The sequence below is a fragment of the Actinomycetota bacterium genome, from assembly GCA_035640355.1.
In the GTDB taxonomy this organism is placed as follows: domain Bacteria; phylum Actinomycetota; class UBA4738; order UBA4738; family HRBIN12; genus CALGFI01.
This window is the reverse complement of sequence record DASQWI010000023.1, coordinates 28,984-50,183: the sequence shown is the minus strand read 5'-3', so window position 1 is coordinate 50,183 and position 21,200 is coordinate 28,984. Positions and strand designations below refer to the sequence as shown.

The 21,200-nt window shown below is 68.0% G+C and carries 24 protein-coding genes; 13 read left to right on the top strand and 11 right to left on the bottom strand.

Annotated elements, in window-relative coordinates; all coding sequences use genetic code 11:
- Positions 1-4 precede the first annotated feature (4 nt).
- Entirely contained in the window at positions 5-1,204 is a 1,200-nt protein-coding gene (gene ugpC, locus VFA08_12170; protein HYZ14341.1) for a sn-glycerol-3-phosphate ABC transporter ATP-binding protein UgpC, read from the top strand.
- A gap of 5 nt (positions 1,205-1,209) precedes the next feature.
- On the opposite strand, the gene VFA08_12165 is transcribed toward ugpC, so the two are convergent.
- Complete coding sequence (locus VFA08_12165; protein ID HYZ14340.1) at positions 1,210-2,328, bottom strand: amidohydrolase family protein; 1,119 nt, start codon at positions 2,326-2,328, stop codon at positions 1,210-1,212.
- A complete protein-coding gene (gene melA, locus VFA08_12160) occupies positions 2,286-3,641 on the bottom strand; it encodes an alpha-galactosidase (GenBank protein ID HYZ14339.1) in 1,356 nt (451 codons plus the stop codon). Before melA ends, VFA08_12165 begins: the two co-directional genes overlap by 43 nt.
- Before the next feature lie 96 nt (positions 3,642-3,737).
- Between melA and VFA08_12155 the strand changes: the two genes are divergently transcribed.
- From VFA08_12155 to VFA08_12145, 3 genes are read left to right on the top strand one after another with little or no spacing between them, the layout of a single operon-like run.
- Positions 3,738-4,490: an SDR family oxidoreductase gene (locus tag VFA08_12155; protein ID HYZ14338.1), complete on the top strand. Its 753-nt coding sequence runs from the start codon at positions 3,738-3,740 to the stop codon at positions 4,488-4,490.
- Positions 4,491-4,502: 12 nt separating this feature from the next.
- Positions 4,503-5,345 carry an MBL fold metallo-hydrolase gene (locus VFA08_12150; protein ID HYZ14337.1) on the top strand — a complete coding sequence of 281 codons (843 nt, stop codon included), beginning with the start codon at positions 4,503-4,505 and terminating at the stop codon, positions 5,343-5,345.
- Between the two features lie 29 nt (positions 5,346-5,374).
- Positions 5,375-6,343, top strand: a complete 969-nt coding sequence (locus VFA08_12145; GenBank protein HYZ14336.1) for an alcohol dehydrogenase catalytic domain-containing protein — start codon at positions 5,375-5,377, stop codon at positions 6,341-6,343.
- Positions 6,344-6,361: 18 nt separating this feature from the next.
- Here VFA08_12145 and VFA08_12140 read toward each other — a convergent pair whose 3' ends face one another.
- Both VFA08_12140 and VFA08_12135 read right to left on the bottom strand, forming a co-directional pair.
- Entirely contained in the window at positions 6,362-7,282 is a 921-nt protein-coding gene (locus VFA08_12140) for a carbohydrate kinase family protein (GenBank protein HYZ14335.1), read from the bottom strand.
- 151 nt (positions 7,283-7,433) lie between these two features.
- A complete protein-coding gene (locus VFA08_12135) occupies positions 7,434-7,751 on the bottom strand; it encodes a hypothetical protein (GenBank protein HYZ14334.1) in 318 nt (105 codons plus the stop codon).
- 151 nt (positions 7,752-7,902) lie between these two features.
- On the opposite strand from VFA08_12135, the gene VFA08_12130 reads away from it, so the two are divergent.
- From VFA08_12130 to VFA08_12110, 5 genes are all read left to right on the top strand, one after another.
- Positions 7,903-8,589, top strand: a complete 687-nt coding sequence (locus VFA08_12130) for a response regulator transcription factor (GenBank protein ID HYZ14333.1) — start codon at positions 7,903-7,905, stop codon at positions 8,587-8,589.
- Between the two features lie 3 nt (positions 8,590-8,592).
- The gene (locus tag VFA08_12125) at positions 8,593-9,924 is read left to right on the top strand and encodes an ATP-binding protein (protein HYZ14332.1); all 1,332 of its coding nucleotides are present in this window, start codon (positions 8,593-8,595) and stop codon (positions 9,922-9,924) included.
- Between the two features lie 69 nt (positions 9,925-9,993).
- Positions 9,994-10,734: a hypothetical protein gene (locus tag VFA08_12120; protein HYZ14331.1), complete on the top strand. Its 741-nt coding sequence runs from the start codon at positions 9,994-9,996 to the stop codon at positions 10,732-10,734.
- A gap of 22 nt (positions 10,735-10,756) precedes the next feature.
- Complete coding sequence (locus VFA08_12115) at positions 10,757-11,098, top strand: PepSY domain-containing protein (protein HYZ14330.1); 342 nt, start codon at positions 10,757-10,759, stop codon at positions 11,096-11,098.
- Positions 11,099-11,144: 46 nt separating this feature from the next.
- Entirely contained in the window at positions 11,145-11,852 is a 708-nt protein-coding gene (locus VFA08_12110) for a fibronectin type III domain-containing protein (protein HYZ14329.1), read from the top strand.
- An 11-nt stretch (positions 11,853-11,863) separates the two neighbouring features.
- Here VFA08_12110 and VFA08_12105 read toward each other — a convergent pair whose 3' ends face one another.
- On the bottom strand, positions 11,864-12,295 hold the full coding sequence (locus VFA08_12105; GenBank protein ID HYZ14328.1) for a hypothetical protein: 432 nt from the start codon (positions 12,293-12,295) through the stop codon (positions 11,864-11,866).
- Positions 12,296-12,313: 18 nt separating this feature from the next.
- Here VFA08_12105 and VFA08_12100 point away from each other — a divergent pair, with 18 nt between their 5' ends.
- On the top strand, positions 12,314-12,751 hold the full coding sequence (locus VFA08_12100) for a TIGR03668 family PPOX class F420-dependent oxidoreductase (protein ID HYZ14327.1): 438 nt from the start codon (positions 12,314-12,316) through the stop codon (positions 12,749-12,751).
- 40 nt (positions 12,752-12,791) lie between these two features.
- Here VFA08_12100 and VFA08_12095 read toward each other — a convergent pair whose 3' ends face one another.
- Positions 12,792-13,154 (bottom strand): carboxymuconolactone decarboxylase family protein, encoded by a 363-nt coding sequence (locus tag VFA08_12095; protein HYZ14326.1) that lies wholly within the window; start codon positions 13,152-13,154, stop codon positions 12,792-12,794.
- Positions 13,155-13,247: 93 nt separating this feature from the next.
- Between VFA08_12095 and VFA08_12090 the strand changes: the two genes are divergently transcribed.
- Positions 13,248-14,855, top strand: a complete 1,608-nt coding sequence (locus VFA08_12090) for an MATE family efflux transporter (GenBank protein HYZ14325.1) — start codon at positions 13,248-13,250, stop codon at positions 14,853-14,855.
- The gene (locus VFA08_12085) at positions 14,852-15,241 is read left to right on the top strand and encodes a GNAT family N-acetyltransferase (protein ID HYZ14324.1); all 390 of its coding nucleotides are present in this window, start codon (positions 14,852-14,854) and stop codon (positions 15,239-15,241) included. Before VFA08_12090 ends, VFA08_12085 begins: the two co-directional genes overlap by 4 nt.
- Positions 15,242-15,336: 95 nt before the next feature.
- Here the strand turns inward: VFA08_12085 and VFA08_12080 are convergent, their stop codons facing one another.
- Positions 15,337-15,534: a hypothetical protein gene (locus VFA08_12080; protein HYZ14323.1), complete on the bottom strand. Its 198-nt coding sequence runs from the start codon at positions 15,532-15,534 to the stop codon at positions 15,337-15,339.
- Between the two features lie 93 nt (positions 15,535-15,627).
- On the opposite strand from VFA08_12080, the gene VFA08_12075 reads away from it, so the two are divergent.
- Complete coding sequence (locus tag VFA08_12075; GenBank protein ID HYZ14322.1) at positions 15,628-16,056, top strand: VOC family protein; 429 nt, start codon at positions 15,628-15,630, stop codon at positions 16,054-16,056.
- A gap of 8 nt (positions 16,057-16,064) precedes the next feature.
- On the opposite strand, the gene VFA08_12070 is transcribed toward VFA08_12075, so the two are convergent.
- From VFA08_12070 to VFA08_12055, 4 genes are read right to left on the bottom strand one after another with little or no spacing between them, the layout of a single operon-like run.
- A complete protein-coding gene (locus VFA08_12070) occupies positions 16,065-16,556 on the bottom strand; it encodes a TIGR00725 family protein (protein HYZ14321.1) in 492 nt (163 codons plus the stop codon).
- Entirely contained in the window at positions 16,553-18,814 is a 2,262-nt protein-coding gene (locus tag VFA08_12065; GenBank protein HYZ14320.1) for a DEAD/DEAH box helicase, read from the bottom strand. The genes VFA08_12070 and VFA08_12065 overlap by 4 nt, the downstream gene beginning before the upstream one ends.
- A 39-nt stretch (positions 18,815-18,853) precedes the next feature.
- Positions 18,854-20,176 carry a sodium:proton exchanger gene (locus VFA08_12060; GenBank protein ID HYZ14319.1) on the bottom strand — a complete coding sequence of 441 codons (1,323 nt, stop codon included), beginning with the start codon at positions 20,174-20,176 and terminating at the stop codon, positions 18,854-18,856.
- Positions 20,177-20,230: 54 nt separating this feature from the next.
- Entirely contained in the window at positions 20,231-21,199 is a 969-nt protein-coding gene (locus tag VFA08_12055) for an LCP family protein (protein ID HYZ14318.1), read from the bottom strand.
- Between the last annotated feature and the right edge of the window lies 1 nt (position 21,200).

The window sequence follows — 21,200 nt, the reverse complement described above, 5'->3', positions numbered from 1 at the left end:
CACCGTGGCGACGATCACGTTCGAGGGCGTGACGAAGGTTTATCCGGGTGGAACCGAGGCCGTCAGCGACCTCGATCTGGAGATCGGTGACGGTGAGTTCATGGTTCTCGTGGGGCCGTCCGGCTGCGGCAAGAGCACCGCGCTCAAGATGGTCGCCGGTCTCGAAGGCATCTCCGACGGAACGGTGGCGATCGGCGACGACATCGTGAACGATCTGCCACCAAGGGACCGCGACGTCGCGATGGTCTTCCAGGACTACGCCCTCTACCCGCACATGACCGTGTTCGAGAACCTCGGCTTCGCCCTCAAGATCCGCAAGGTGCCGAAGAGTGCGATCGAGGAGCGCGTGCGCCAGACGGCCGCGATCCTCGGTATCCAGGACCTGCTCGAGCGCCGGCCAAAGGCGCTGTCCGGCGGTCAGCGCCAGCGCGTGGCGATGGGACGCGCGATCGTGCGCGAGCCGCGCGCGTTCCTGATGGACGAGCCGCTTTCGAACTTGGACGCGAAGCTCCGGGTCCAGATGCGCGCCGAGATCCGGCGGATCCAGACGGAGCTCGCCACGACGACGATCTTCGTCACCCATGACCAGACCGAGGCGATGACGATGGGCGACCGTGTCGCGGTGATGAAGAAGGGAGTCCTGCAGCAGGTCGACACGCCGCAGGCGTTGTACGACCGGCCGGCGAACCTCTTTGTCGCGGGCTTCATCGGTTCGCCTGCGATGAACCTGGTCGACGCCGCGCTCATGCGGAGGGACGGACGCGTCGTTGCTCGTTTCGGGTCGACGGAGCTCGCGATGGAGGATGCGTTCGTCGAGACTCACCCCCAGATCAAAGGGTACGAAGGCGGGCGCGTCGTCCTCGGGATCCGCCCCGAGACGATCGAACACGAGAAGTTCTCCGCGCTTCAGCCCGACGGACGCCGGCTCAACGCGACCGTCGACCTACGGGAATCCCTGGGGTCGGATGCGCTCGTGCACTTCAAGGTCGACGCGCCACCGGTAGTAACCGAGGACACGGTCGAGCTCGTGAAGGATGTTGAGGACGTCGACGAGATCGACGAGGCAGTCGAGGATCGCGCGTCGGTGTTCGTCGCGAAGATCGACGCTCGCGCCGACGCCCGGGCAGGTGAGTCGGTGGCGCTCGTCGTCGATACGTCGCGAGTGCACGTCTTCGACCCGAAGGACGGTCGGGCAATCGCTTGACGCCGCTACGGGCCGAGGCCTGGCACCAGGCGGAGCGCGTTCTCCGCGTACACCTTCCGGAGCACGTCGTCCGGCAGGTCCAACCCGCTGATCGCCCACCGCCCCATCAGCGGCACCTCCTCCGTCGAGTGTGCGAAGTGCTCGTCGCGCGTCTCGAGGAACCGGAAGTAGATCTCGTAGTTGTCGCGTTCGGGCGGGAACTCATCGATCCCGAACAGCACCCGGTCGGGGTGCGAAACGATCAGATCTCGGGTCGCCCTGGGCTGTCGTCCGAGCTCGGCCACTCGCGCCGCGATGTCGACGTGGAAGTTCGAGTTCGTATCGAGCATCCGTCCAACCCACGAGAGGTTCTCGGCATAGCTGCCGACGTGCACGCCGACGAACGTCGTCGACGGATTCGCGCTGACCAGATTCTCGAGCGACTCGATCAGTCGCTCGAACCGCGGGAACGACGGATCGGCGAAGGACCATTCGGGAAACGCGACGAGCTGCTCATACCGCTCGTTTCGTTCGTCGACCGGATCGAAGAACGCGACCGGATCGGCGGTGTGGATGAAGACCGGCACATCGAGATCGCCGGCGGCATCCCACAGCCGCGTGAGCCGGCGGTCGTCGGGAAGGATCAGCTCGCCTCGGTCGTCGCGTACGTGAAGGCCGAGGTCCTTCCAGATCTTGATGCCTCTCGCTCCTTCCCGAACGCTCTCGCGCAGGGAGGCAGCCGCGGCGTTGCCGACGTCTCTCGACGCTGCGGCCGACGACCAGTCGATGTGACAAAACGTCGCGAACCGTCCGGGATGAGCTCCGTCGTAGCGGTCGATGTTCGCCTTCAGCTCCGCGCCCCACCGGCCGTCGAGGTTCACGATCGCGCGGATGTTGCAGGCGTCCATCAGCTCGAGCAGCGCGCCGACGTCGGGGACCGTCCACGCTTCTGCGTCGTCGCTCACCAACGCCGACAGCCACCGGCCCAGATGGTTGTGCGCGTCGACGGCGGGAAAGCGGGACCGCTCGACCCGGTGAGCCGGCACGACCAGCTTGGGTTCGGGACGCCACTCAGCCAGAGGCAGGTCCCGCCGCCCGGCGTTCACCGAGCGAGCGCGGAGGCGCCGGCGAACCGCGGCAGCCATGGCGCCTCGGCCTCGAGCATCCGGTCGACCATCTCGTGGATCCGCGGCAGCGTCAGGACGGCGCTCGTCAACGGATCGAGCGCCACCGCGGCGTGCACCAGATCCCGATCGCCGTTCATCGCGGCCTCGACCGCGAGTCGCTGAACCGTGATCTGCGCCTCGTTCAAAGCGGCGCATGCCGACGGCAACGTTCCGTACCGGGTCGGGCGCACGCCGGTCGAGTCGGCCACGCACGCCACCTCGACACAGGCGTCGGCCGGAAGGTTCTCGATCGACGATCCGTTCCGTACGTTGCCGTAGACGACGCGCGGCGTCCCGGTGGTGAGGCTGTCGACGATCGGAGCCGCGAACTCTCCGCCGTGGATCGGACCGTGTCGGCGCGCGTCGCTCACCACGTCCTCGTTCGTGTAGTCGGCGTCGACGCTCCGGCAGACCTCGAGATAGTCCCAACGCCGATCGAGGTATTCCTCGGTCAGCTCCGGCGTCTTCCGGAACCACGCCCAGTACTCGCTCGCGTGGTGGCTCGACTCGGTGTGGAAGTAGCCGGTGAGCATCATCAGTTCCGTACGGACCCGCTCGATGCTCTCGTAGGCGTCGTCCGATCGGGGAAGGAGCGGCATCGTCCGGTCGACGTGGCGAGCCGTCATCACCTCACGGATGCGTGGGATCAAGTCCTCGTCGCCCCGAGCGAACGTCGTGAACCACGCGGTGTGGTTCACGCCCGCGCAGCGGAAGGTGACCTCCTCGAGCTGGACCCCGAGTTCGCGGGCGAGCAGCTCGGCGGTTCCCTGCACGCTGTGGCACAGACCGACGACCTTCACCCCCAGGAGGTCGGTGGCCCAGCAGTTGATCGACATCGGGTTCGCGTAGTTGAGCAGCCATGCGTTCGGACAATGCTCGAGCATCGCCTCGACGACCTCGCGCAGCGCTTCGACGGTTCGCAAGCCGCGGAAGAGGCCACCCGGGCCGAGCGTATCGCCGACCGTCTGGTCGATCCCGTACTCGCGCGGGATGAGTACATCGTGGGCGTAGGCCTCGACGCCGCCGACCTGGAACACCGTGATGACGACATCAGCACCGCGAAGCGCACTGGGAAGGTCGGGTGCGACGGCGACGGTTACATTCGACTTCGCGTCGTCGATCATCTGTTGCACGAAACCGCGGGTTCGCTCCGCCGCCTGCGGGTCGATGTCGTAGAGGACAAGCGACGCATGGCTTAATCCGGGGAAGGCGAGCACGTCACGCGACAGCTCGACGGGAAACACCCAGCCACCGGCGCCATCGATCACGATCCTGGGTGCGTTCTCCGGCATCCCGTGGCGTTCCCTCGCACTGGTCGGAACGATCGCGCGGCATGCTAACCCGGCGCGCACCGGTACTAGACTCGCCGCCGCGCGAGGGGAGCGCGGATGCGGGGGCTGGAGGGCAAGGGTGTCCTGGTCACCGGCGGCAGCCGAGGGATCGGCCTGGCCGCGGTCGAGCGCTTCCTCCAAGAGGACTCACGAGTGTTCCTGTGCGGGATCGAGCCCGGTGAGGTGGATACCGTCCTCGCTGACCTGCGGACCACCGGGATCGTCGACGGCATCGAGTGTGACGTTTCCCGAGAAGAGGAGGTTGATCGGCTCGTCGCAACGGCGGAGAGCTTCCTCGGTGCGATCGACGTCCTCCTGAACAACGCGGGGATCGCGTGGAGGGAACCGTTCCTCCAGATCACGCCGGAGCGGTGGGATCGTCTTCTGGCCATCAACCTGCGTAGTCAGTTCCTGGTGGCGCGCCGGGTGGCTCGGTCGATGGTCGAGCGTGGGCGCGGCGGCGCGATCGTCAACATGGCGTCGACGAACGCGCTCGAAGGAGAGGCAGGGTACGCGCACTACAACGCGTCGAAAGGTGCGATCGCCATGCTGACGCGGACGATGGCGATCGAGCTCGGTCCGTATGGGATCCGCGTGAACGCGCTTTGCCCCGGCAAGGTAGCCACGCGCCTCCAAGCAGACGCGGAGGACGCGGAGTACACGGCGAGATTCGAACGCGAGCGGATCCCCCTCGGTCGTTCCGGTACGCCCGCCGAGATCGCGGCCGCATACGCGTTCCTCGCGTCCGACGAAGCGTCGTTCGTCAACGGGGAGCTGCTCGTCGTCGACGGTGGGCAGCTCGCGATGTGAGGAATGTGAACTGTGAGTGATCGTTCGCCGCTCGACCGGCTCCGCGAGGTTCGGCCACCCGAGGGCGCGCTGGCGTTCGCATGGCTCGGTCAGGCGGGATTCGTCGTGCGATCAGGCGGCGCCGTTGCGCTGATCGACCCGTTCCTGGCGCCGTACGACGGACGACGGTATGAGAGCTCGCTCTTGCCCGAGCGCGCCGAGGGTGTCGACGTCGTGCTCTGCACGCACGAGCACGTCGACCACTTCGATGCGGCGAGCGCACCCGCGATCGCCAAGGCCTCGCCCGGCGCGACGTTCGTCGTCCCGACGCCGATCGTCGACATGGTCACCGAGTCGGGGATCGGCGGCGACCGCGTGACCGGGATCCAGCCGGGCGAGGTCATCGAGGTCGCCGGATTCACGATCCGCGCGGTGCCCGCGATGCACGGGGTCACCGTGGATGACGCCTACGGGTTCGGCGAGGAGCTCTCGGGCGGGCTCATCCGGTTCGTCGGCTATGTCGTGGACGCGGCCGGGGTTCGGCTGTACCACGCCGGCGACACCATCCACTACCCCGGGATGGAGGCGACGCTTCGCGAGCTGTCGCTCGACCTTGCGTTGTTGCCGATCAACGGGCGAGACCCCGGTCGCGAAGCGCGAGGGATCGTGGGGAACCTGTCCGAGCGCGAGGCGGCGTGGCTCGCCGGCGCGATCGGTGCGCAGGCCGTCGTGCCCATGCACTACGACCTGTTCGCCCGCAATCGCGGCTATCCCTCCAGGCTCGTCGAGAGCGTCCAGCGCGACCATCCCGGCACGCACGTCCTGGTTCCCGCACGCGACAGGCCCTTCGTTTGGACCTCCGGGAAGGTCGCTTGAAAGCTCTGGTGTATCTGGGGCCCCGGCGGATGGAGGTCCAGGAGGTGCCCGAGCCGGCAGCCGGGATCGGCGAAGTCGTGATCGAGACGGCGGCCTCGGCGATCTGCGGGTCGGACCTGCACGGGTTCCGCGAGGCGAGTTCTCGACGGATCCCGCCGCTGATCATGGGACACGAGACGGTCGGCGTGATCGCCGCGGTGGGCGAAGGCGTCGACGCCGCGCGCGTCGGGCAGCGCATCGTCCTGAAACCCATCCTGGCGTGTCGCTCGTGCGAGCCGTGCCGCTCCGGACGGACGAATCTCTGCCGCACGGGCCGACTGGTGGGACGAGATCTGACCGGAGGGTTCGCCGCTCGGTTCGTCGTGCCCGCTGAGAACGCCGTCGAGATCGAGGCCCACGTGCCCGACGACGTCGCCACGCTCACGGAGCCGCTGGCGAACGCGGTCCACGTCACTTCCCGCGCCGTCGTGCCCGATGACGACGTGCTCGTGATCGGCGCCGGCCCGATCGGCGCACTCATGGCGTGGATGGCCGTCGACCGGGGTGCGGCCAGGGTCTTCGCGACGGATCGTGTTCGGGCCCGGCTGGAACGTGCTCGAGCGCAGGGTTCGATCCCGCTGGGGACGGACGATCCGGAGGCGACGCTGCGCGAGGCGACGGACGGCCGTGGCGTCGACGTGGTCATCGATGCGGTGGGGGTGGCGGATACGTGGGCATCCGGGCTCCGCGCGGTGCGACCTGGTGGACGGATCGAGACGGTGGGGCTCGGGGCACCGGCCGGCGCCGTCGACTACTACGCGGTGATCGGCAAGGAGGCGACGATCACGGGGTCCTTCGCGTGGGTGGACGAAGACTTCGCTCGCGCTCTCTCTTTGATCCAGGACGGCGCCCTCGATACGGCGGGGTGGTTCAGCGGGGCGAGCTTTGCCGATGGTCAGCGAGTGTTCGAGGATCTCGTCGACGGGACCGATCGGTTCAAGGTCGTGCTGTCGCCGTGACACCGTTCACAACGCGCGTCACATCGCCCCCATGGCTTGGTTCAGCGTCGGCTGAGCCGCGGTTCCTCCAGCCGCCCTCGTGGAGATGGAGCCGCACACTACGGCGAGCCGCAGGCATCTCTCGAGCGGCCACCCCAGCAGACGGCCGGCGAGGAACCCCGCGTCGAAACTGTCGCCCGCACCGATCGTGTCGACGACCTCCGACGGGACCGACTCGCTCCTTACGATACCGTCGGCGTCGACGGCGAAACCGCCATCGGTCCCCAGCTTCACGGCAACAACTGTCGCGTGTTCGGCCAGTGCCTTGGCTGCCCCCTCCACGTCGTCGATCCCCGTAATCAGGCGCGCCTCGGCCGTGTTCGGGAAGAAGACGTCGGTTCGATCGAGGAGCTCGATCAGGCCGGAGTCCCAGCGCTCATCGGGGTCCCAGTTGGGGTCGATCGACGTCGTCGAGCCGCTGGCGTGTGCCGTGTCGAACAGCGCCGGCAGGTCACGTTGGAGGGAGCGCTGCATGAAGTACGAACTGACGTGCACGTGCCGGGTAGATTCGACGAGATCGATGTCGATGCTCGACCCGCGGAGGTCCGCGATGGTGCCCGTCGAGGTCAGGATGGCGCGGTCATCGGGGCGAGCCAGGATCACCGAGAGACCGGTCGGCCGGTTCCCGTCCACGCGAAGAGCTCGCGTGTCGATCCCCTCGTCCTCGATCGATCGACGAACGAACGCTCCGAACAGGTCGTCGCCGATGACGCCGGCGAGTGCCACCCCGAGCCCGAGCCGGGCGGCGCCGCAGGCCAAGATGGCTCCGGAACCGCCGAGCACCAGAGCAGCGTCTTCGACGATCGTTTCGACCTGTCCGAAGGAAGGGGCCGCCGTGACTCCGAGGATCAGGTCGGGATTCGCGTCGCCGAGCACAAACAGATCGAAGCGCTCAGCCACCGGCGTAGCGTAGCGTCCGCACCAACGGCTCTCGGCGCGCGCTCAAGGACATGTGGCGACAGCATGAGGCGCATCCGTCGCCCACCGTGAACCCCATCCGATCGTTGCCGATCGGATGGGGTCGCCGGTTGGATAGACCGAGGGTGGTGCCTTACATCGCCTCGACGATCTCGTACACGGTGACGCTGCCGCCGCCCTGAAGGACCGGCGAGCCCTTGGCGAGCTCGGCTGCACGGTCCAGGGACTCAGCCGACAGGATCGTGTACCCCGTGTGGGGCGACCCGGTGGCGCCGTCCCGGAGTGAGCCGTCGCTGCCGACCGTCTTGGCGGCTCCAAACGGGTTCCCCGCGTCCTTGATCGCCTTGCCGAGATCCTCGTACCAGTCGTTCCACGCCTTCATGACCCGAGCCGTCTCCTCCTCGGTCTCCGGCATGCCGCCGCCGCTGTAGAGCAGAGCGAAATCAGCCATGACTCCTCCTCTCGGCCCGATGGCCAGTCCGTCCGACGACCCTACGACGAACGGCCCGGAAGGAATTCGACACAGCCAGGCCGCCGTCGTCGTCGACGCCTAGCTGCCTCTCATTTCTCTCTCATCCGAACTCACCTACGCTCCGCCTGACATGCGCGTGCTCGTCATCGAGGACGAGGTGAAGATGGCCGGGCTCCTTCGGCGCGCCCTCGAGGAGGAGGGGTACGCCGTGGACGTGGCCGCAAACGGCGCGGACGGCGTGTGGCTCGGTACGGAGAACGAGTACGACGTGGTGTTGCTCGACCTGATGCTTCCGGACATCGACGGCTTCGACGTATGTCGCAAGCTTCGCAAGGCGGGACGGTGGAGCCCCGTGATCATGCTCACCGCGCGAGATGCCGTCGCCGACCGAGTCGCGGGTCTCGATGCCGGTGCGGACGACTACCTGACCAAGCCGTTCTCGATCGCCGAGCTCCTCGCGCGCGTTCGAGCGTTGGTACGGCGCGGCGCGGTCGAACGTCCCACGGTCCTTCGAGCGGGCGATCTCACGCTCGACCCGACCGCCAGATCCGTGCGGCGCGGCCGGAAGGACATCGAGCTCACGGCGAAGGAGTTCGCGCTCCTTGAGTACCTGATGCGGCACGTGGGCGAAGTGCTCAGCCGGAGCCGGTTGATCGAGCACGTGTGGGACTTCGCGTACGAGGGGGACTCGAACGTCGTCGACGTGTACATGCGGTACCTGAGGAATAAGATCGACCGACCGTTCAAGCGCGACTCGATCGAGACCGTTCGTGGCGCGGGCTACCGGTTCCGCATCGATCCCCGCGCGAGGAACTGAACGATGGGCCTGCGCATCCGAACGCGCCTCACGCTCGCGTCGGCGGGTCTCGTTGCGGTGATCCTCGTCGCCGCCGGCGTGTTCGTGTACGTCCAGTTCGAGGCGGACCTTCGGGAGACGGTCGACCTGGGGCTTCGCTCTCGCGCCGACGCGCTGTTGTCCTCCGGTGACCCGTCGCTCTCGTCCGCAGGCCTGATCGAAGCCGACGAGGCGTTCGCCCAGATCCTCTCGGCGGACGGCGACGTCCTCGAGTCGACACCAGGCGTGGCAGCGGCGATCCGCGCTGGCGAGGTCCGCGTGGCGAGGTTCGAAGACACGAGCGCCCGCACCGTTGAGGAGGTCGTTCCCGCGCGCGTGCTGCTCGTCCCGCTCGACGACGGACGAGTGCTCCTTGTCGGAGCGTCGGTGGAAGATCAGGAAGAGGCGCTCGCTCGTCTCGCCGCGCTCCTGCTGATCGGCGGCCCGGCGGCGCTCGCGCTCGTCGTCATCGTGGTGTGGCTGATCGTCGGCGCGGCGCTCCGGCCGGTCGAGGCCATGCGCTCCGAGGCCGCGGCGATCTCGGCATCCGAGCCCGATCGACGCCTGCCGGTCGGCCAGACCGACGACGAGCTCGCGCGCCTCGGTCGCACGCTCAACGAGATGCTCGAACGGTTGCAGCGCGCTCTGGAGCGCGAACGCCGTTTCGTCGACGACGCGAGTCACGAGCTCCGAACACCGCTGGCGAACCTGAAGGCCGAGCTCGACCTGTCCATTCGGCGCGCGCGAACGCCCGACGAGCTCGAGGTCGCGCTCCGAAGCGCCGCGGAGGAGACCGACCGGCTCGTTCGCCTCGCCGAGGACCTCCTCGTCCTGGCTCGCGCCAAGGGCGGGAAGCTTCCCGTTCGACGCGAGCAGGTCGATGCGGCGGCGCTCGTTCGAGACATCGTCGCCACGTTCGAGGGGCGCGCGTCCGAGCGCGGCGTCACGCTCGACGACGAGGCTGAGGACGGCGTGCGCGCGGACGTCGATCCCCTTCGGATGCGGCAGGCGATCGGCAACCTCATCGACAACGCGCTCCGGCACGCGCCGCCGGGTGGGCGCGTCTCGGTCGCGCTCGCGCGCGCGAACGGCGAACTGACGATCTCGGTGTCGGACAGCGGTCCGGGGTTCCCGCCGGAGTTTCTCGCCGATGCGTTCGAACCGTTCACGCGTGACGACGCCGCTCGGTCGCGCTCGGACGGCGGGACCGGCCTCGGTCTGGCCATCGTTCGGGCCATCGCCGAGGCCCACGGCGGGTCGGCGGAGGCGCGGAACACGGCGCGTGGCGCCGAGGTCGTCCTTCGCTTTCCGGCGTAGGCACGGCACGTTCACCGTCCTCTCATCGGCCGTGCGGCAAAGTCGAGACGACAGAGCGAGGAGGCACTCATGAGACGTTGGCTGACCGGGATCGGCTTGACGGTGGTGATCGCCGCCGCGGCCTTGCCCGCGACGTTCGCCGGCGCGAGGTCCTGCAACGATCCGCTCCCGCAGGGGAGCGAGACGGTGACGCTCGACCCGGCCGATTTCGTTCCGCGGATCAACAACCCCTACTGGCCGATGGCGCCCGGCACGCGATGGGTGTCCCGCGAGTTCGACTTCGAGGGATCCCAGCGCGTGACGGTGACCGTGCTCGAGCGAACCAGGGACATCGAGGGGATCGAAGCGACGGTCGTCCACGACGTCGTGAGCGAGCGGGGCCAGCTCGTGGAGAACACGTTCGACTGGTACGCACAGGACGTGTGCGGGAACGTGTGGTACCTCGGCGAGAACACCAAGGAGTACGAGAACGGCGACGTCGTCTCCACGGCCGGGTCGTGGGAGCACGGGGTCGACGGAGCGATGGCCGGCGTGGTCGTGCCCGGCGACCCGCAGGTCGGGCTGACGTATCGGCAGGAGTACTACGCGGGCGAGGCCGAGGACGCGGGCGCGATCGTGAGCCTCGACGAGCAGGCGCAGGTGCCGTTCGGACACTTCCGCAACGTGCTCCTCACCAAGGACTTCAGTCCTCTCGCGCCGAAGGTGCTCGAGTACAAGTTGTACGCCCAAGGTGTCGGGCCGGTGTTGGCGCTCGGCGTGTCGGGCGGTTCAGATCGCGAGGAGCTCCTGCGCTTTCGCGCGGGCGCGTGAACGAGCGCACGAAGGAGGAGATATGAACAGGAGGAGGAAGTTGATCGTCGGAGGCATCGTCGCCCTCGCCGTGATCGGTGGCGGCACGGGTATCGCGATCGCCACGGGACTCGGCGACGACGAGCCGCTCACCGGCTCGACGCTCGAGCAGGCGACGGCCGCGGCGCTCGAGCACACGGGGGGTGGCACCGTCATCGAGTCCGAAGCTGGGGACGGCGGCGCCGCGTACGGCGTCGAGATTCGACTGGATGACGGCAGCGTCGTCGAAGTCGCGCTGGACGAGAACTTCAACGTGATCGGCCAGGAGTCGGACGACGACGGCGCGAACGAGCACGAGGACGAGGGCGCCGCGGACGACGACTAGCGGCGTTCGAGCACTCGACGTTCGCAGACCGAAAGGAGCGTTCACGATGAGACGACGCGCTTGGTTCGTGCTGCTCTCCGTTCTCGCGCTGGTCCCGATCGCGATCGGCGTCGCGGGCGCCGGCACCGGACCGGTGCGCCTCGAGGCCGCGAAGGTGATCGTCGAGGTCAACCAGACCGACGGTGACGCCGGTCTGCAGATCTTCCTCGACGGAGATGCCTGGAGGCAGATCTCCGTGTTCCGACCGGACGGCCAGAAGATCGCCGAGTTCGCGACGGCCGGGCCGGTGAACGACTACGGCCTCACCGAGCTGTTCTCCGAGAGCAGCGAACCGCCGTTCACCGAGTTCCCCCTCAGTCAGTTCAAGACGCTCTTCCCCGAAGGTGAGTACACATTCACCGGCACGACGATCGAGGGACAAGATGTCGTGGGGAGCGCAACGCTGACCCACGACATCCCGAACGGCCCGAACCTGGTCGCGCCGGAGGACGGCGCTCGGCTCGATGCGAGCAACGTGGTGATTCGGTGGCGCGAGGGCGCGCAGCCCCAGGGAGTCCAGATCGACGCGTACCAGGTCGTCGTGACCCGCGAGCGACCGCTCCGGGTCATGGAGGTCGACCTTCCCGGAAACGTTCACCGGTTGACCGTGCCGAGCGAGTTCCTCGAGCCGAACACCAAGTACAAGTTCGAGGTGCTCGCGATCGACGCCGGAGGGAATCAGACGCTGACCGAGCGTTCGTTCGTCGCGCGGTAGCGCGGAAACGCTCAGAAGTCGACACGGCCGGAGAAGTGCTCGGCCACCTCCGGCCGTGTCAGCTCGTAGATCGCGACGCGTTGGCCGCCCGGCGTTCGGAACGAACGGCACGGCCCGTGCGGGATCTCCAGCGTTCGCTCCGCTTTCCACCCGCGGCGTTGGAGCTCGGTCGCCATGACGCGCAGGTCATCGACGCGATAGACGAGGATCGGGCGTTCCCCGCTCAGGTGGTCGGTCAACAAAAGGAGCGGCGGTCCGGTAGTGAGCTCGACCGCGGCCACCTTCGTTCCGTCCGAGTCGATGGCGAACACGACCCTGCCGCCCAGGGTGTTCGTGAAGTACTCGAGGTCGGCGGGCACGTCTCGGCTCGGCGTGTAGACGAAGTCGAGCGACAGAAACGGGGGAGGGGCGTCGTTGCCACGCGCTGTGACGCGATCGGTCACGCGAAGCAGGATAGTCACGTGGATGAAGGCGAAGCGATAACGCGGCTCCGAACGGCGCGCGTCGGACGGCTGGCAACCGTAACGCCCGACGGCTCGCCGCACGTGGTGCCGCTCGTGTTCGCGGTACTCGAACGAGACGGTGGCCTCGTCGCGTATTGGGTCGTGGACGAGAAGCCGAAGCGATCGCGCCGTCTGCAACGACTGCGCAACATCGAGACGAACCCGTCCGCGGCGATCCTCGTCGACGAGTACAGCGACGACTGGGGACGGCTGTGGTGGGTCCGCGCCGACGGCACCGGGCGGGTGGTTCGTTTTCGCTCGGAACGAGGCGCGGCACTCGATGCACTTCACTTGAAGTATCAGCAGTACGCGATCACGCCCCCGAATGGCCCGGTGGTGGCCATCGACATCCACCGTGTGACCGGCTGGGCCGCGGAGGATGCGAGCGGGGCGTAGAGCGAGTCGTCGCGATCGCGGACGGATCGCGGCCGAACGGCTAGTCGCGTTCCGCGGCGATCGTCTTCATGGTCGACCACGCGTTCATCGCCGGCGGGAACCCGGCGAGTACCGCCGTCTGGAGGATCACCTCGCGGAGCTCGTCGACGGTCAGTCCCGCGGAGAGCGACGACCGCAGGTGGATCGGCAGCTGTGACGAGCGGCCCAGCGCAGTGAGGACCGCGACCGTGGCGATCTGGCGCTCACGAAGGCTGAGTCCGGGCCTTGAGTAGATGTCGCCGTAGGCGACCTCGATGATCATCCTGCCGAGGTCGCCTAGAGCCTCGATCGTCTCGAGCGAACGTTCGCCGTGCACGTCGCGGAGCTTCGTGCGGCCGAGCTCGTACTTCTCATCAGTCGTCACCAGGAGCCTCCTCGTCGCATGTGCGAGGCACGCTACCGCCGTGAAGGGCGGAATCCTCGGATGGGAAGGGACCGCTGCAATACTTGGGCGCGCGTGGACGAGCCGACCGCGACAGAGGAGACCGAGGCGCTCGAGGCGTCGCCACCAACCGGCGACCACGGCCGCGACCAGCGGATCATCCTCGGGAATACCGGGCAGAACGTCCTTGGGCTGGCGATCGGCGCGCTCGCCACGTTCGCGGCGCAGGTAATCATCACGAGGCGTCTGGGCGACGAGGGCTTCGGCGTCGTGACCCTGACGACGCAGTTCGCGTTCATCGCCGCTGCGGCGACGCGGTTCGGGATGGATGTCGCGAACGTTCGTCTCGTTGCGATCCTCGTCGGGCGAGCGCAGGCCGCGCGCGCTCGAGGGCTGGTTTGGCGCTCAGCGGCGATCGCAATGGCGATCTCCGTGCCGTTCGGCGTCGCCGTGTTCGTCCTTGCGCCCTCGCTCGCAGACGCTTTCAGCGGACGGCCCGCTGCCGCTGAGGGCTCCTTCCGCGCGGCGGCTTTCGCGATCCCTGTCTGTGCACTCGCGTTCACGTACATGGGAGCGACGCGAGGGCTCAAGATCATGCGCTACACGCTGTACTCGCAGTGGATCGCGCAGCCGATCGGATGGATCGCATTCACGATCGCGTTCTGGGCGGCGATCGACGAGACCGCCGGTGTCGCGTCGGCGGCGTTCGCCGCGTCGTGGGCGCTCGCGCTGGCGATCGCGTGGTTCGGGTGGGAGAAGGAACAGGCGCGCTTCCCGGACGTCACGCGCCAGGACGGCGAGCTCCCGGAGGAACGAAGGTCGGCGCTGCTGCGGTTCGGCGCGCTGCGAGCTCCCGCGACGTTGTTCAGTCAGCTGATCTTCTGGACGGACTTCTTCGTGCTGTCGCTGCTATGGAGCGGCGAGGGCGCGCAGGGCGCCGCGGTAACAGGTGTGTATGGAGCCGTGCTCCGCGCCGGGCAGTCGCTGTTCCTGTTCCTCACCTCGGTCTCGTTGACGTTCAGCCCGTTCGTGGCCGACCTCCATCATCGTGGCGAACGCGAACGGCTGGACGCGCTCTACAAACAAGTAACCAGGTGGACGCTGGGGGCGACGATCCCGGTGCTCCTGGTGCTGGCGATCCTTCCCGGTCAGGTGCTGCGGATCTTCGGCGCTGACTTCGTCACGGGCGACGGAGCGCTTCGCATCCTCATCGTGGGGATGATCGTTCCGGTCATGGTCGGAACGGTCGGGTTCATCCTGATCATGGCGGGGCGCACCGCGTGGGATCTGCTCGTGTACGCGGGCGGATTCGTCATCGACGTCGCGGTTGCGTTCGCACTCGCTCGACCCAAGGCGCTGGGTGTCGAGGGAGCCGCGATCGCCCAAGCCGCTACGCTGACGTTCAGCGCGATCGCGCGGCTGCTGCTCGTTCGGCGGTTCCTGGGCATCTTCCCCTTCGATGCCGGATACCTGCGGCTCGTCCCGCCGACCGTCGCCGGCGGGGTGGCGATGGCGCTGGTCCACGCCGCGATGCCGTCGGAGCGCTGGTTGGTCGATCTCGTCGTCTCGTTCGCGGCCGGCGGTGTGGTGTACGTCGCGGTGTTGCTCGCGGTCGGGTTACCGAAGAGTGAACGAGCGAGCGTGCTCGCGATGGCGGGTAAGGTCTTCGGCCGCGCCCGATGATCCTCGTTCGGCCGCTCCGACCCGGCGACCGGGATTGGGTGCGCGAGAAGGTCGCCGAACGGTGGGGTTCGCCGATCGTCGTCGCACACGGCGTGGTCTACGAACCGTCCTCGTTACCGGGCCTCGTCGCCGAGGACGATGGCCGCCCCGTCGGCCTGCTGACGTTCATCATCGAGAGCGACGAATGCGAGATCGTGACGATCGACGCGTTCGAGGAGGGCCAAGGGGTCGGGGCGGCGCTGATCGACTCCGTCAAGAGCATGGGTCACGAACGTCTGTGGCTCATCACGACGAACGACAACTCCAGGGCACAGCGCTTCTACGAGCACGTCGGTTTCCGGCTCGTTCGCGTGCACCAGGGCGCCTCGAGCGATCGCGCGCGCTGAAGCCGGAGATCCCGCTCGTTGCGGCGGACGGAACGCCGATCCGCGACGAGCTCGAATACGAGTTCCGGCCGTGGATGCGCCCGCCCGTCTGAGCGCTAGCCTTGCCCGGCGCCCGTGGCTCTCGAGGTGAACTCGTTGCAGGTGTCCCCGCCGCGGATCACCCCGCGAACGAGGCGGCACCCGCCGTACGCGAGCGGCGGCCACATGAACTTGCAGTCGCGACACCGAACGCCCGGGCGCGGCGCCTGACGGTAGTTCGCCTCCGCTTTCGACAGTCCCCAGATCTTGGCCACGCCGCATCCTGAGCCCACCCGGTGACCTCGCGCAACCGAGCCCGTCGGGGGCCGGCGCTACGCTTGGAGTTCCCGTTCAATCGAGGAGGAACCATGACCGCGGCCGTACTGTCGATCGTCACGCTCGGCGTCGACGATCTCACCCGCTCGTCGGCGTTCTACGATGCGCTCGGACTCGAGCGGTGCACGTCATCACTGGACGAGATCGTGTGGTTCCGGACGCCGCACTCGTACATCGGCCTGTTCGGACGCGATGAGCTCGCCGAGGATGCGGCGATCGAGCCCGGTGGGAGAACGGCGTTCGGCGGCGCGACGTTCGCCATCAACGTCTCCTCGGAGGCCGAGGCGGACGAGTGGTTAGAACGTGCCTTGGCCGCCGGCGCCGACGTGCTGAAGCGGCTGGAGAAGACGTCATGGGGTGGGTACTCCGGCTACTTCGCGGATCCGGACGGGCACACGTGGGAGATCGCGCACAACCCCTCGTGGACGATCGGCGACGATGGCCGACTGATGATCCCCTGAGCGGGTCGCTACGACCCGCGCAGTGACGCGGCGAGCCCGAGGGCCTTCGCCACGGCGTCCTCGGCCGACGTCGCCCGGACGATCGCATCGATCGCAGTGCCTTCGCGAACGAGCTCCCACGTGCCGAGCCCGACGACTGGCTTCCCCATCTTCAGCGCGAGGGCGATCTCGGACAGCGTCCCGTACTCGCCGTGCACAGCGATCACGACGTCGGCCGTTCGCACGACGATCGCGTTTCGCGCCTCGCCCATGCCGGTGGCCACCGCGATCGTGAGGTAGGGGTTCGCGTCGAGCCGCGACGCCGTGGGAAGGATCCCCACCGTCGTCCCGCCGCCGTTGATCGCTCCTCCCGCCGCGGCCTCCATCACGCCGCCCATCCCGCCGCACACCAACACGGCGCCCCTCTCCGCCAGCAGCCGCCCGACCGTCTCGCCGAGCGCGAGCTCCGACGGCGTTCCGGCCGATGCGCCGACCACCGCCACGTACGGCGCTCGTTTCATCCCCACGCCTTCCCCAGCATCGCGGCGAGCAGCGCCACCGCGGCGGCTTTGTCGAGCGGCTCGTTCCCGTTGCCGCACTTCGGCGACTGTACGCACGAAGGGCATCCATGCGAGCACGGGCAGTTCCGGACCGTCTCCAGCGTCGCCTCGAGCCAGCGCTCTGCCGTTCGGAACCCTCGTTCCGTGATCCCCGCACCGCCCGGATAGCCGTCGTACACGAAGATCGCGCACGAGCCCGTGTCCGGATGGAACGCTGTCGAGACGCCGCCGACATCCCATCGGTCGCACGTCGCCACGAGCGGCAGGAGCCCGATCGCCGCGTGCTCCGCAGCGTGAGCGGCACCTGGCAACGCGCTCTCGGATATCGACGCGCGCTCGATCGTGCTCGGCGGGATCGCCCACCACACGGCCTTCGTCTCGAGCGTCTGTGGGGGAAGCACCAGCGGCACCACGTCCAGGATCTCGCCGGTCGCGACGTGCTTGCGTGCGAACGCCGTCACCTGGTTCGACACGTGGACGGTTCCGAAGAATGAGGGAACGCCCCCGCTCGTGTCGCCGGTCTCGTCCACGCCTTCGACTCGGATATCTGTGATGTCGCGGGCCTGCGTGTAGTAGTCCGGGTCGCTGCGCGACACGAGCGCCGCGTGACCGACGAGGTCGAGCTCCCGCACCTCGAACTGCTCTCCCTGGTGCAGGTAGATCGCGCCGGGATGGACCTGGGTGAAGGCCCTCGACTCGTCGACGGTCCCGAGGAGCTCGCCGGTCTCCTCGATGACGATGGAGAACGTGTGGCCGCCGGCGCTTCGCATGTCGACCTTCCGGTGGGGGACGTCGCGGCCGCGGTAGTGCCACTTCTCTTGGCGGCGCGCGATCTCCCCCCGCTCCTCGAGTCGCGCGAGCGAGTCCGGCGCGTCCGGCCAGAAGGTCTCGATCTCTTCGTCCGAGAGCGGGTACTCGCGAGCGGCGCACGCAAGGTGCGGCTCGAGCACGAACGGGTTGGTCGGATCGATGACCGCGGCCTCCGCCGGCTTGTCGAACACGTCCGCCGGATGCGTGACCAGATACTGGTCGAGCGGCTCGTCCTGCGCGACCAGCACGGCCAGCGAGCCCTCGTTCCGGCGGCCGGCGCGGCCGGCCTGTTGCCACATGGACGCGCGCGTTCCGGGGTATCCCACGAGCACGGCCGCGTCGAGCGAGCCGATGTCGATGCCCAGCTCGAGCGCGTTCGTCGACGCGACGGCGATGAGCTCGTCGTTCGCCAGTTGGCGCTCGAGCTGCCGCCGATCCTCCGCGAGGTAGCCCGCGCGATACGACTTGACGCGATGTCTCACTTCCGGGTCGAGGTCGCGACGCGCGAATTCGGCCAACAGCTCTGCGGCGCGCCTCGATCGGGCGAAGCCGATCGACTTCACGCCGTGCTCTGCCAGGCTGGCGACGAGCTGTGACGCCTCAGTCAGGGCGCTTCGTCTCGCGCCGGACTCCTCGTCGATCACCGGGGGATTCAGCAGAGCGAACAGCTTCTCCCCGGTGGGCGAGGCGTCCTCTGTCACGGCATCGAACGGGACACCGACCAATCGCTCGGCGAGCTCCGCTGGGTTGCCAACCGTCGCGCTGGCCAACACGAACCGAGCATCGCCGCCGTAGTGGGCCACCAGCCGTCGGAGCCGCCGAAGCACTTGCGCGACGTGAGATCCGAAGACGCCGCGCGAGACGTGCGCCTCATCGACCACGACGAGCGACAGTCGAAGGAAGAAATCGGCCCACCGAGCATGGTCCGGCAGGATCCCGGCGTGGAGCATGTCCGGGTTCGACAGCACGAGGTTCGCGTTCCTCCGCACCAGCGGGCGTTCGGCGCGTGGCGTGTCGCCGTCGTACACGGCGGCGCGGATCTGCGGCAGCTTGAGCTCGCGGACCTGACGGAGCTGGTCGCGCGCGAGGGCCTTCGTCGGGAACAGGTAGAGCGCCGTGCTCTTCGCGTCGGCGACCGCGGCCGCCGCGAACGACAGGTTGTAGACCAGCGTCTTCCCCGACGCGGTGCCGGTCGCGACGATCACGTTCCGGCCGGCGCGAACGGCGTCGAACGCCGTGCGCTGGTGCGCGTACAGGCCGGTCACGCCGATGAGCCCGAGGCGGTCCACAACGATCGACGGGACGTCGTCGGGAAACGGGCCGGGCTCCGACGTTCGTGCGGGGAGCTCGCGAAGGTGCACGAGCGACTCATCCCGTTCGAGCGACGCGAGGAACGCGCGGGCGTCCATCGCGTTCGATGCTAGTGCGGCCAGGTGGATCAGCGGGGGCTACTCGCCCGGTATCTCGCGATCGCCGTTCAGGTGCTTGTACGGGGTGAACAACCCGTCCCGCACGAGCGGCCCGATCAGGTGGCGGTCCCGCGCGAAGATCGCCAGTCCCAACAGGATGTAGACAGCAGAGACGCCGACGCGTTCGGCGAATGTGACGGACTCGGGCACCACCGCCCCGATGATGAACTGGGCCCAGAACAGCGTGAACAGCAGGATGGCCTCGCGCGTCGAGATCGACAGCGTGAGCAGAACCGCGAGCGCGAAGAACGACTGTGCCGCGGTGAGCAGCAGCTCCTCGCGCTGGTGCGCGTCGATCGGTAGGCCGTGCAGACCTCCCGCCGCGATGCTGAACACGATCGGCAACGTCCCGACCAACAACGTCCACTGGTTCACCTTCGACGAGACGAGCGTGCCCAGTCCGGCATTCGTGTTCAGCCTCCAGGCGTACAGTCCCGCCACGAGGAGCTCCGGCGCTTCCGAAGCGAGCGGCGCGAGCCACTGGATCAACAGGAACTCGCTGACGCCGAACTCGCGACCCGTATCCACCAGCGCCTCCGCGAACACCTCCGCAACCAGGAGGATCACCGTCGCCGAGAAGACGAACATCAGGATGACTGAGAGCCGCCGCTGGGGCGTGCGAAAGGTGCCGACCAGGCGTGCCGGCCCGACGAGATGTGGTTGCTCCGCCGGCGCTCGCGAGACGCGGATCGTGTATGCCATGAAGAGGGTCACGAGGATCGCGGCGTCGACCGGTGTGATGCTCTCCTTCAGTGGGAGCGTCAACGAGTAGATCGTCGCGATGCCCAGGAAGGTCACCTCGACGGCGTGTGAGCGCTCGAGCTGAACCTCGGTCATACGCCGCGGGCCTCGGCGGGACCGGTAGTACGCGATGAAGACGACGAGCGACCACCCGATCCCGATCAGCAGGCGGTTCGCGCCGGTCATGTTGGCGAGCGCGAGCGAGCATGCGCTCTCTCCCAGGTCGCCCGGCGGCTTGCACTCTCTTCCGAACTCGGCGAAGTCCTGGCCGCCGTTGAAGGCCAGCACGAAGTCGACGGCGTATTCGGGCAAGACGGCTATGAACGCGAGGACTGCGATGGCGAGGCCGGCGGAGATGTCGAGCTGAGCTACTTCCGCCGCCCATGACAGAACGAATGCCGCGCCGATGATTGCGAGACCGAACAGCAGTGCCTCGATCGGATGCGGAACGTCGGGGTGGTACAGCCGGAGGAGGATCCCGGGGATCGTGATGCCGATCGCGAGCCCCACGCCGAGGCCCTGGCGCCCGGGATGGACGTCCCGAAGCTCCTCGTCCGTCACGCGCGCGAACCTAGCAGAGGAGCTGCGCCACAGGGTTCTGAGGAGATCGGTGCGCTACGACAGGAGCTGCTGGTTCGGCGACGGCGGGATATTTGTTCGTTTCAACAGGCCGTCGCTCTCGAGGTCGCGCGAGATGGTCTGAAGCTCTGTCTGGTTCAGGTTGACGATGGAAGCGGTCCCGCTCATCCCCACGGACCCCGGGAGGACGATGTTCACGACGCGCTTGGGATTCACCGTCGTAGCTGTGAACGCGAGTGTCATCAACTCGTCGAGGGGCACGTCGCTCTGCGCGTTGCGAAGTCCGGCCCCGATCCACACGAGCAACCGGCTCGGGTCCTTCGTGAACTCGCGCTTCAGCTGCGCGAGGGCCGCGACCATCAACCTGCCCTGGTTCTCCGAACGGCCGAAGTCGCCCGACGGGAGTGCGTGGCGCGCTCGGGCAAACGCGAGCGCGTCGTCTCCGGTCAGCTCCTGGCGTCCGGCCGGGATGTTCGCCTCGGCGGCGGAGTCGACCACGCTGAACGGCACGTCCATTGTGAGCCCGCCGACCTGCGTGATCATCGCGTCGAAGCCCTGGAACCCGGTCAGCGCCCAGTAGTCCATCGTGATCCCGGTGAGATCCTCTACGGTCTCTAGCACGAGCTCAGGACCTCCGCTCACCATCGCCGCGTTGATCTTGGTGGTTCCGAAGCCGGGTATCGGCACGATGGCATCGCGCGGGAAGCCGACGATGGTCATCTTCGCCTTGGCCGGATTGATGGCGGCGATGTGGATCGAATCGGCACGCACCTCGCCGACCTCCTCCCCGGGACGCGCGTCGCTGCCGATGAGCAGGACAAAGATCGGCTCCGAGCCGTCGAGCACCGGAACGTGTTCCGCGTGTGCCTGCTCGATCTGGAACAGCGGCATCGCTCGCGCGGTCGTCGGACCCGACGTCGTCCCCACGGTCGAGCCGACAACCCACGCCGTGACGAGCGACACGGCGAGCGCGATCCGGCGAGCCCTGTGAACGCGAACTGCCACG

Excerpts from the sequence above, each read along its gene's own strand:
- VFA08_12165 (HYZ14340.1), bottom strand. The coding sequence starts at position 2,328 with ATGGCTGCCGCGGTTCGCCGGCGCCTCCGCGCTCGCTCGGTGAACGCC.
- melA (HYZ14339.1), bottom strand. The coding sequence starts at position 3,641 with ATGCCGGAGAACGCACCCAGGATCGTGATCGATGGCGCCGGTGGCTGG.
- VFA08_12155 (HYZ14338.1), top strand. The coding sequence starts at position 3,738 with ATGCGGGGGCTGGAGGGCAAGGGTGTCCTGGTCACCGGCGGCAGCCGA.
- VFA08_12145 (HYZ14336.1), top strand. The coding sequence starts at position 5,375 with ATGGAGGTCCAGGAGGTGCCCGAGCCGGCAGCCGGGATCGGCGAAGTC.
- VFA08_12135 (HYZ14334.1), bottom strand. The coding sequence starts at position 7,751 with ATGGCTGATTTCGCTCTGCTCTACAGCGGCGGCGGCATGCCGGAGACC.
- VFA08_12130 (HYZ14333.1), top strand. The coding sequence starts at position 7,903 with ATGCGCGTGCTCGTCATCGAGGACGAGGTGAAGATGGCCGGGCTCCTT.
- VFA08_12125 (HYZ14332.1), top strand. The coding sequence starts at position 8,593 with ATGGGCCTGCGCATCCGAACGCGCCTCACGCTCGCGTCGGCGGGTCTC.
- VFA08_12120 (HYZ14331.1), top strand. The coding sequence starts at position 9,994 with ATGAGACGTTGGCTGACCGGGATCGGCTTGACGGTGGTGATCGCCGCC.
- VFA08_12115 (HYZ14330.1), top strand. The coding sequence starts at position 10,757 with ATGAACAGGAGGAGGAAGTTGATCGTCGGAGGCATCGTCGCCCTCGCC.
- VFA08_12110 (HYZ14329.1), top strand. The coding sequence starts at position 11,145 with ATGAGACGACGCGCTTGGTTCGTGCTGCTCTCCGTTCTCGCGCTGGTC.
- VFA08_12085 (HYZ14324.1), top strand. The coding sequence starts at position 14,852 with ATGATCCTCGTTCGGCCGCTCCGACCCGGCGACCGGGATTGGGTGCGC.
- VFA08_12075 (HYZ14322.1), top strand. The coding sequence starts at position 15,628 with ATGACCGCGGCCGTACTGTCGATCGTCACGCTCGGCGTCGACGATCTC.
- VFA08_12070 (HYZ14321.1), bottom strand. The coding sequence starts at position 16,556 with ATGAAACGAGCGCCGTACGTGGCGGTGGTCGGCGCATCGGCCGGAACG.
- VFA08_12065 (HYZ14320.1), bottom strand. The coding sequence starts at position 18,814 with ATGGACGCCCGCGCGTTCCTCGCGTCGCTCGAACGGGATGAGTCGCTC.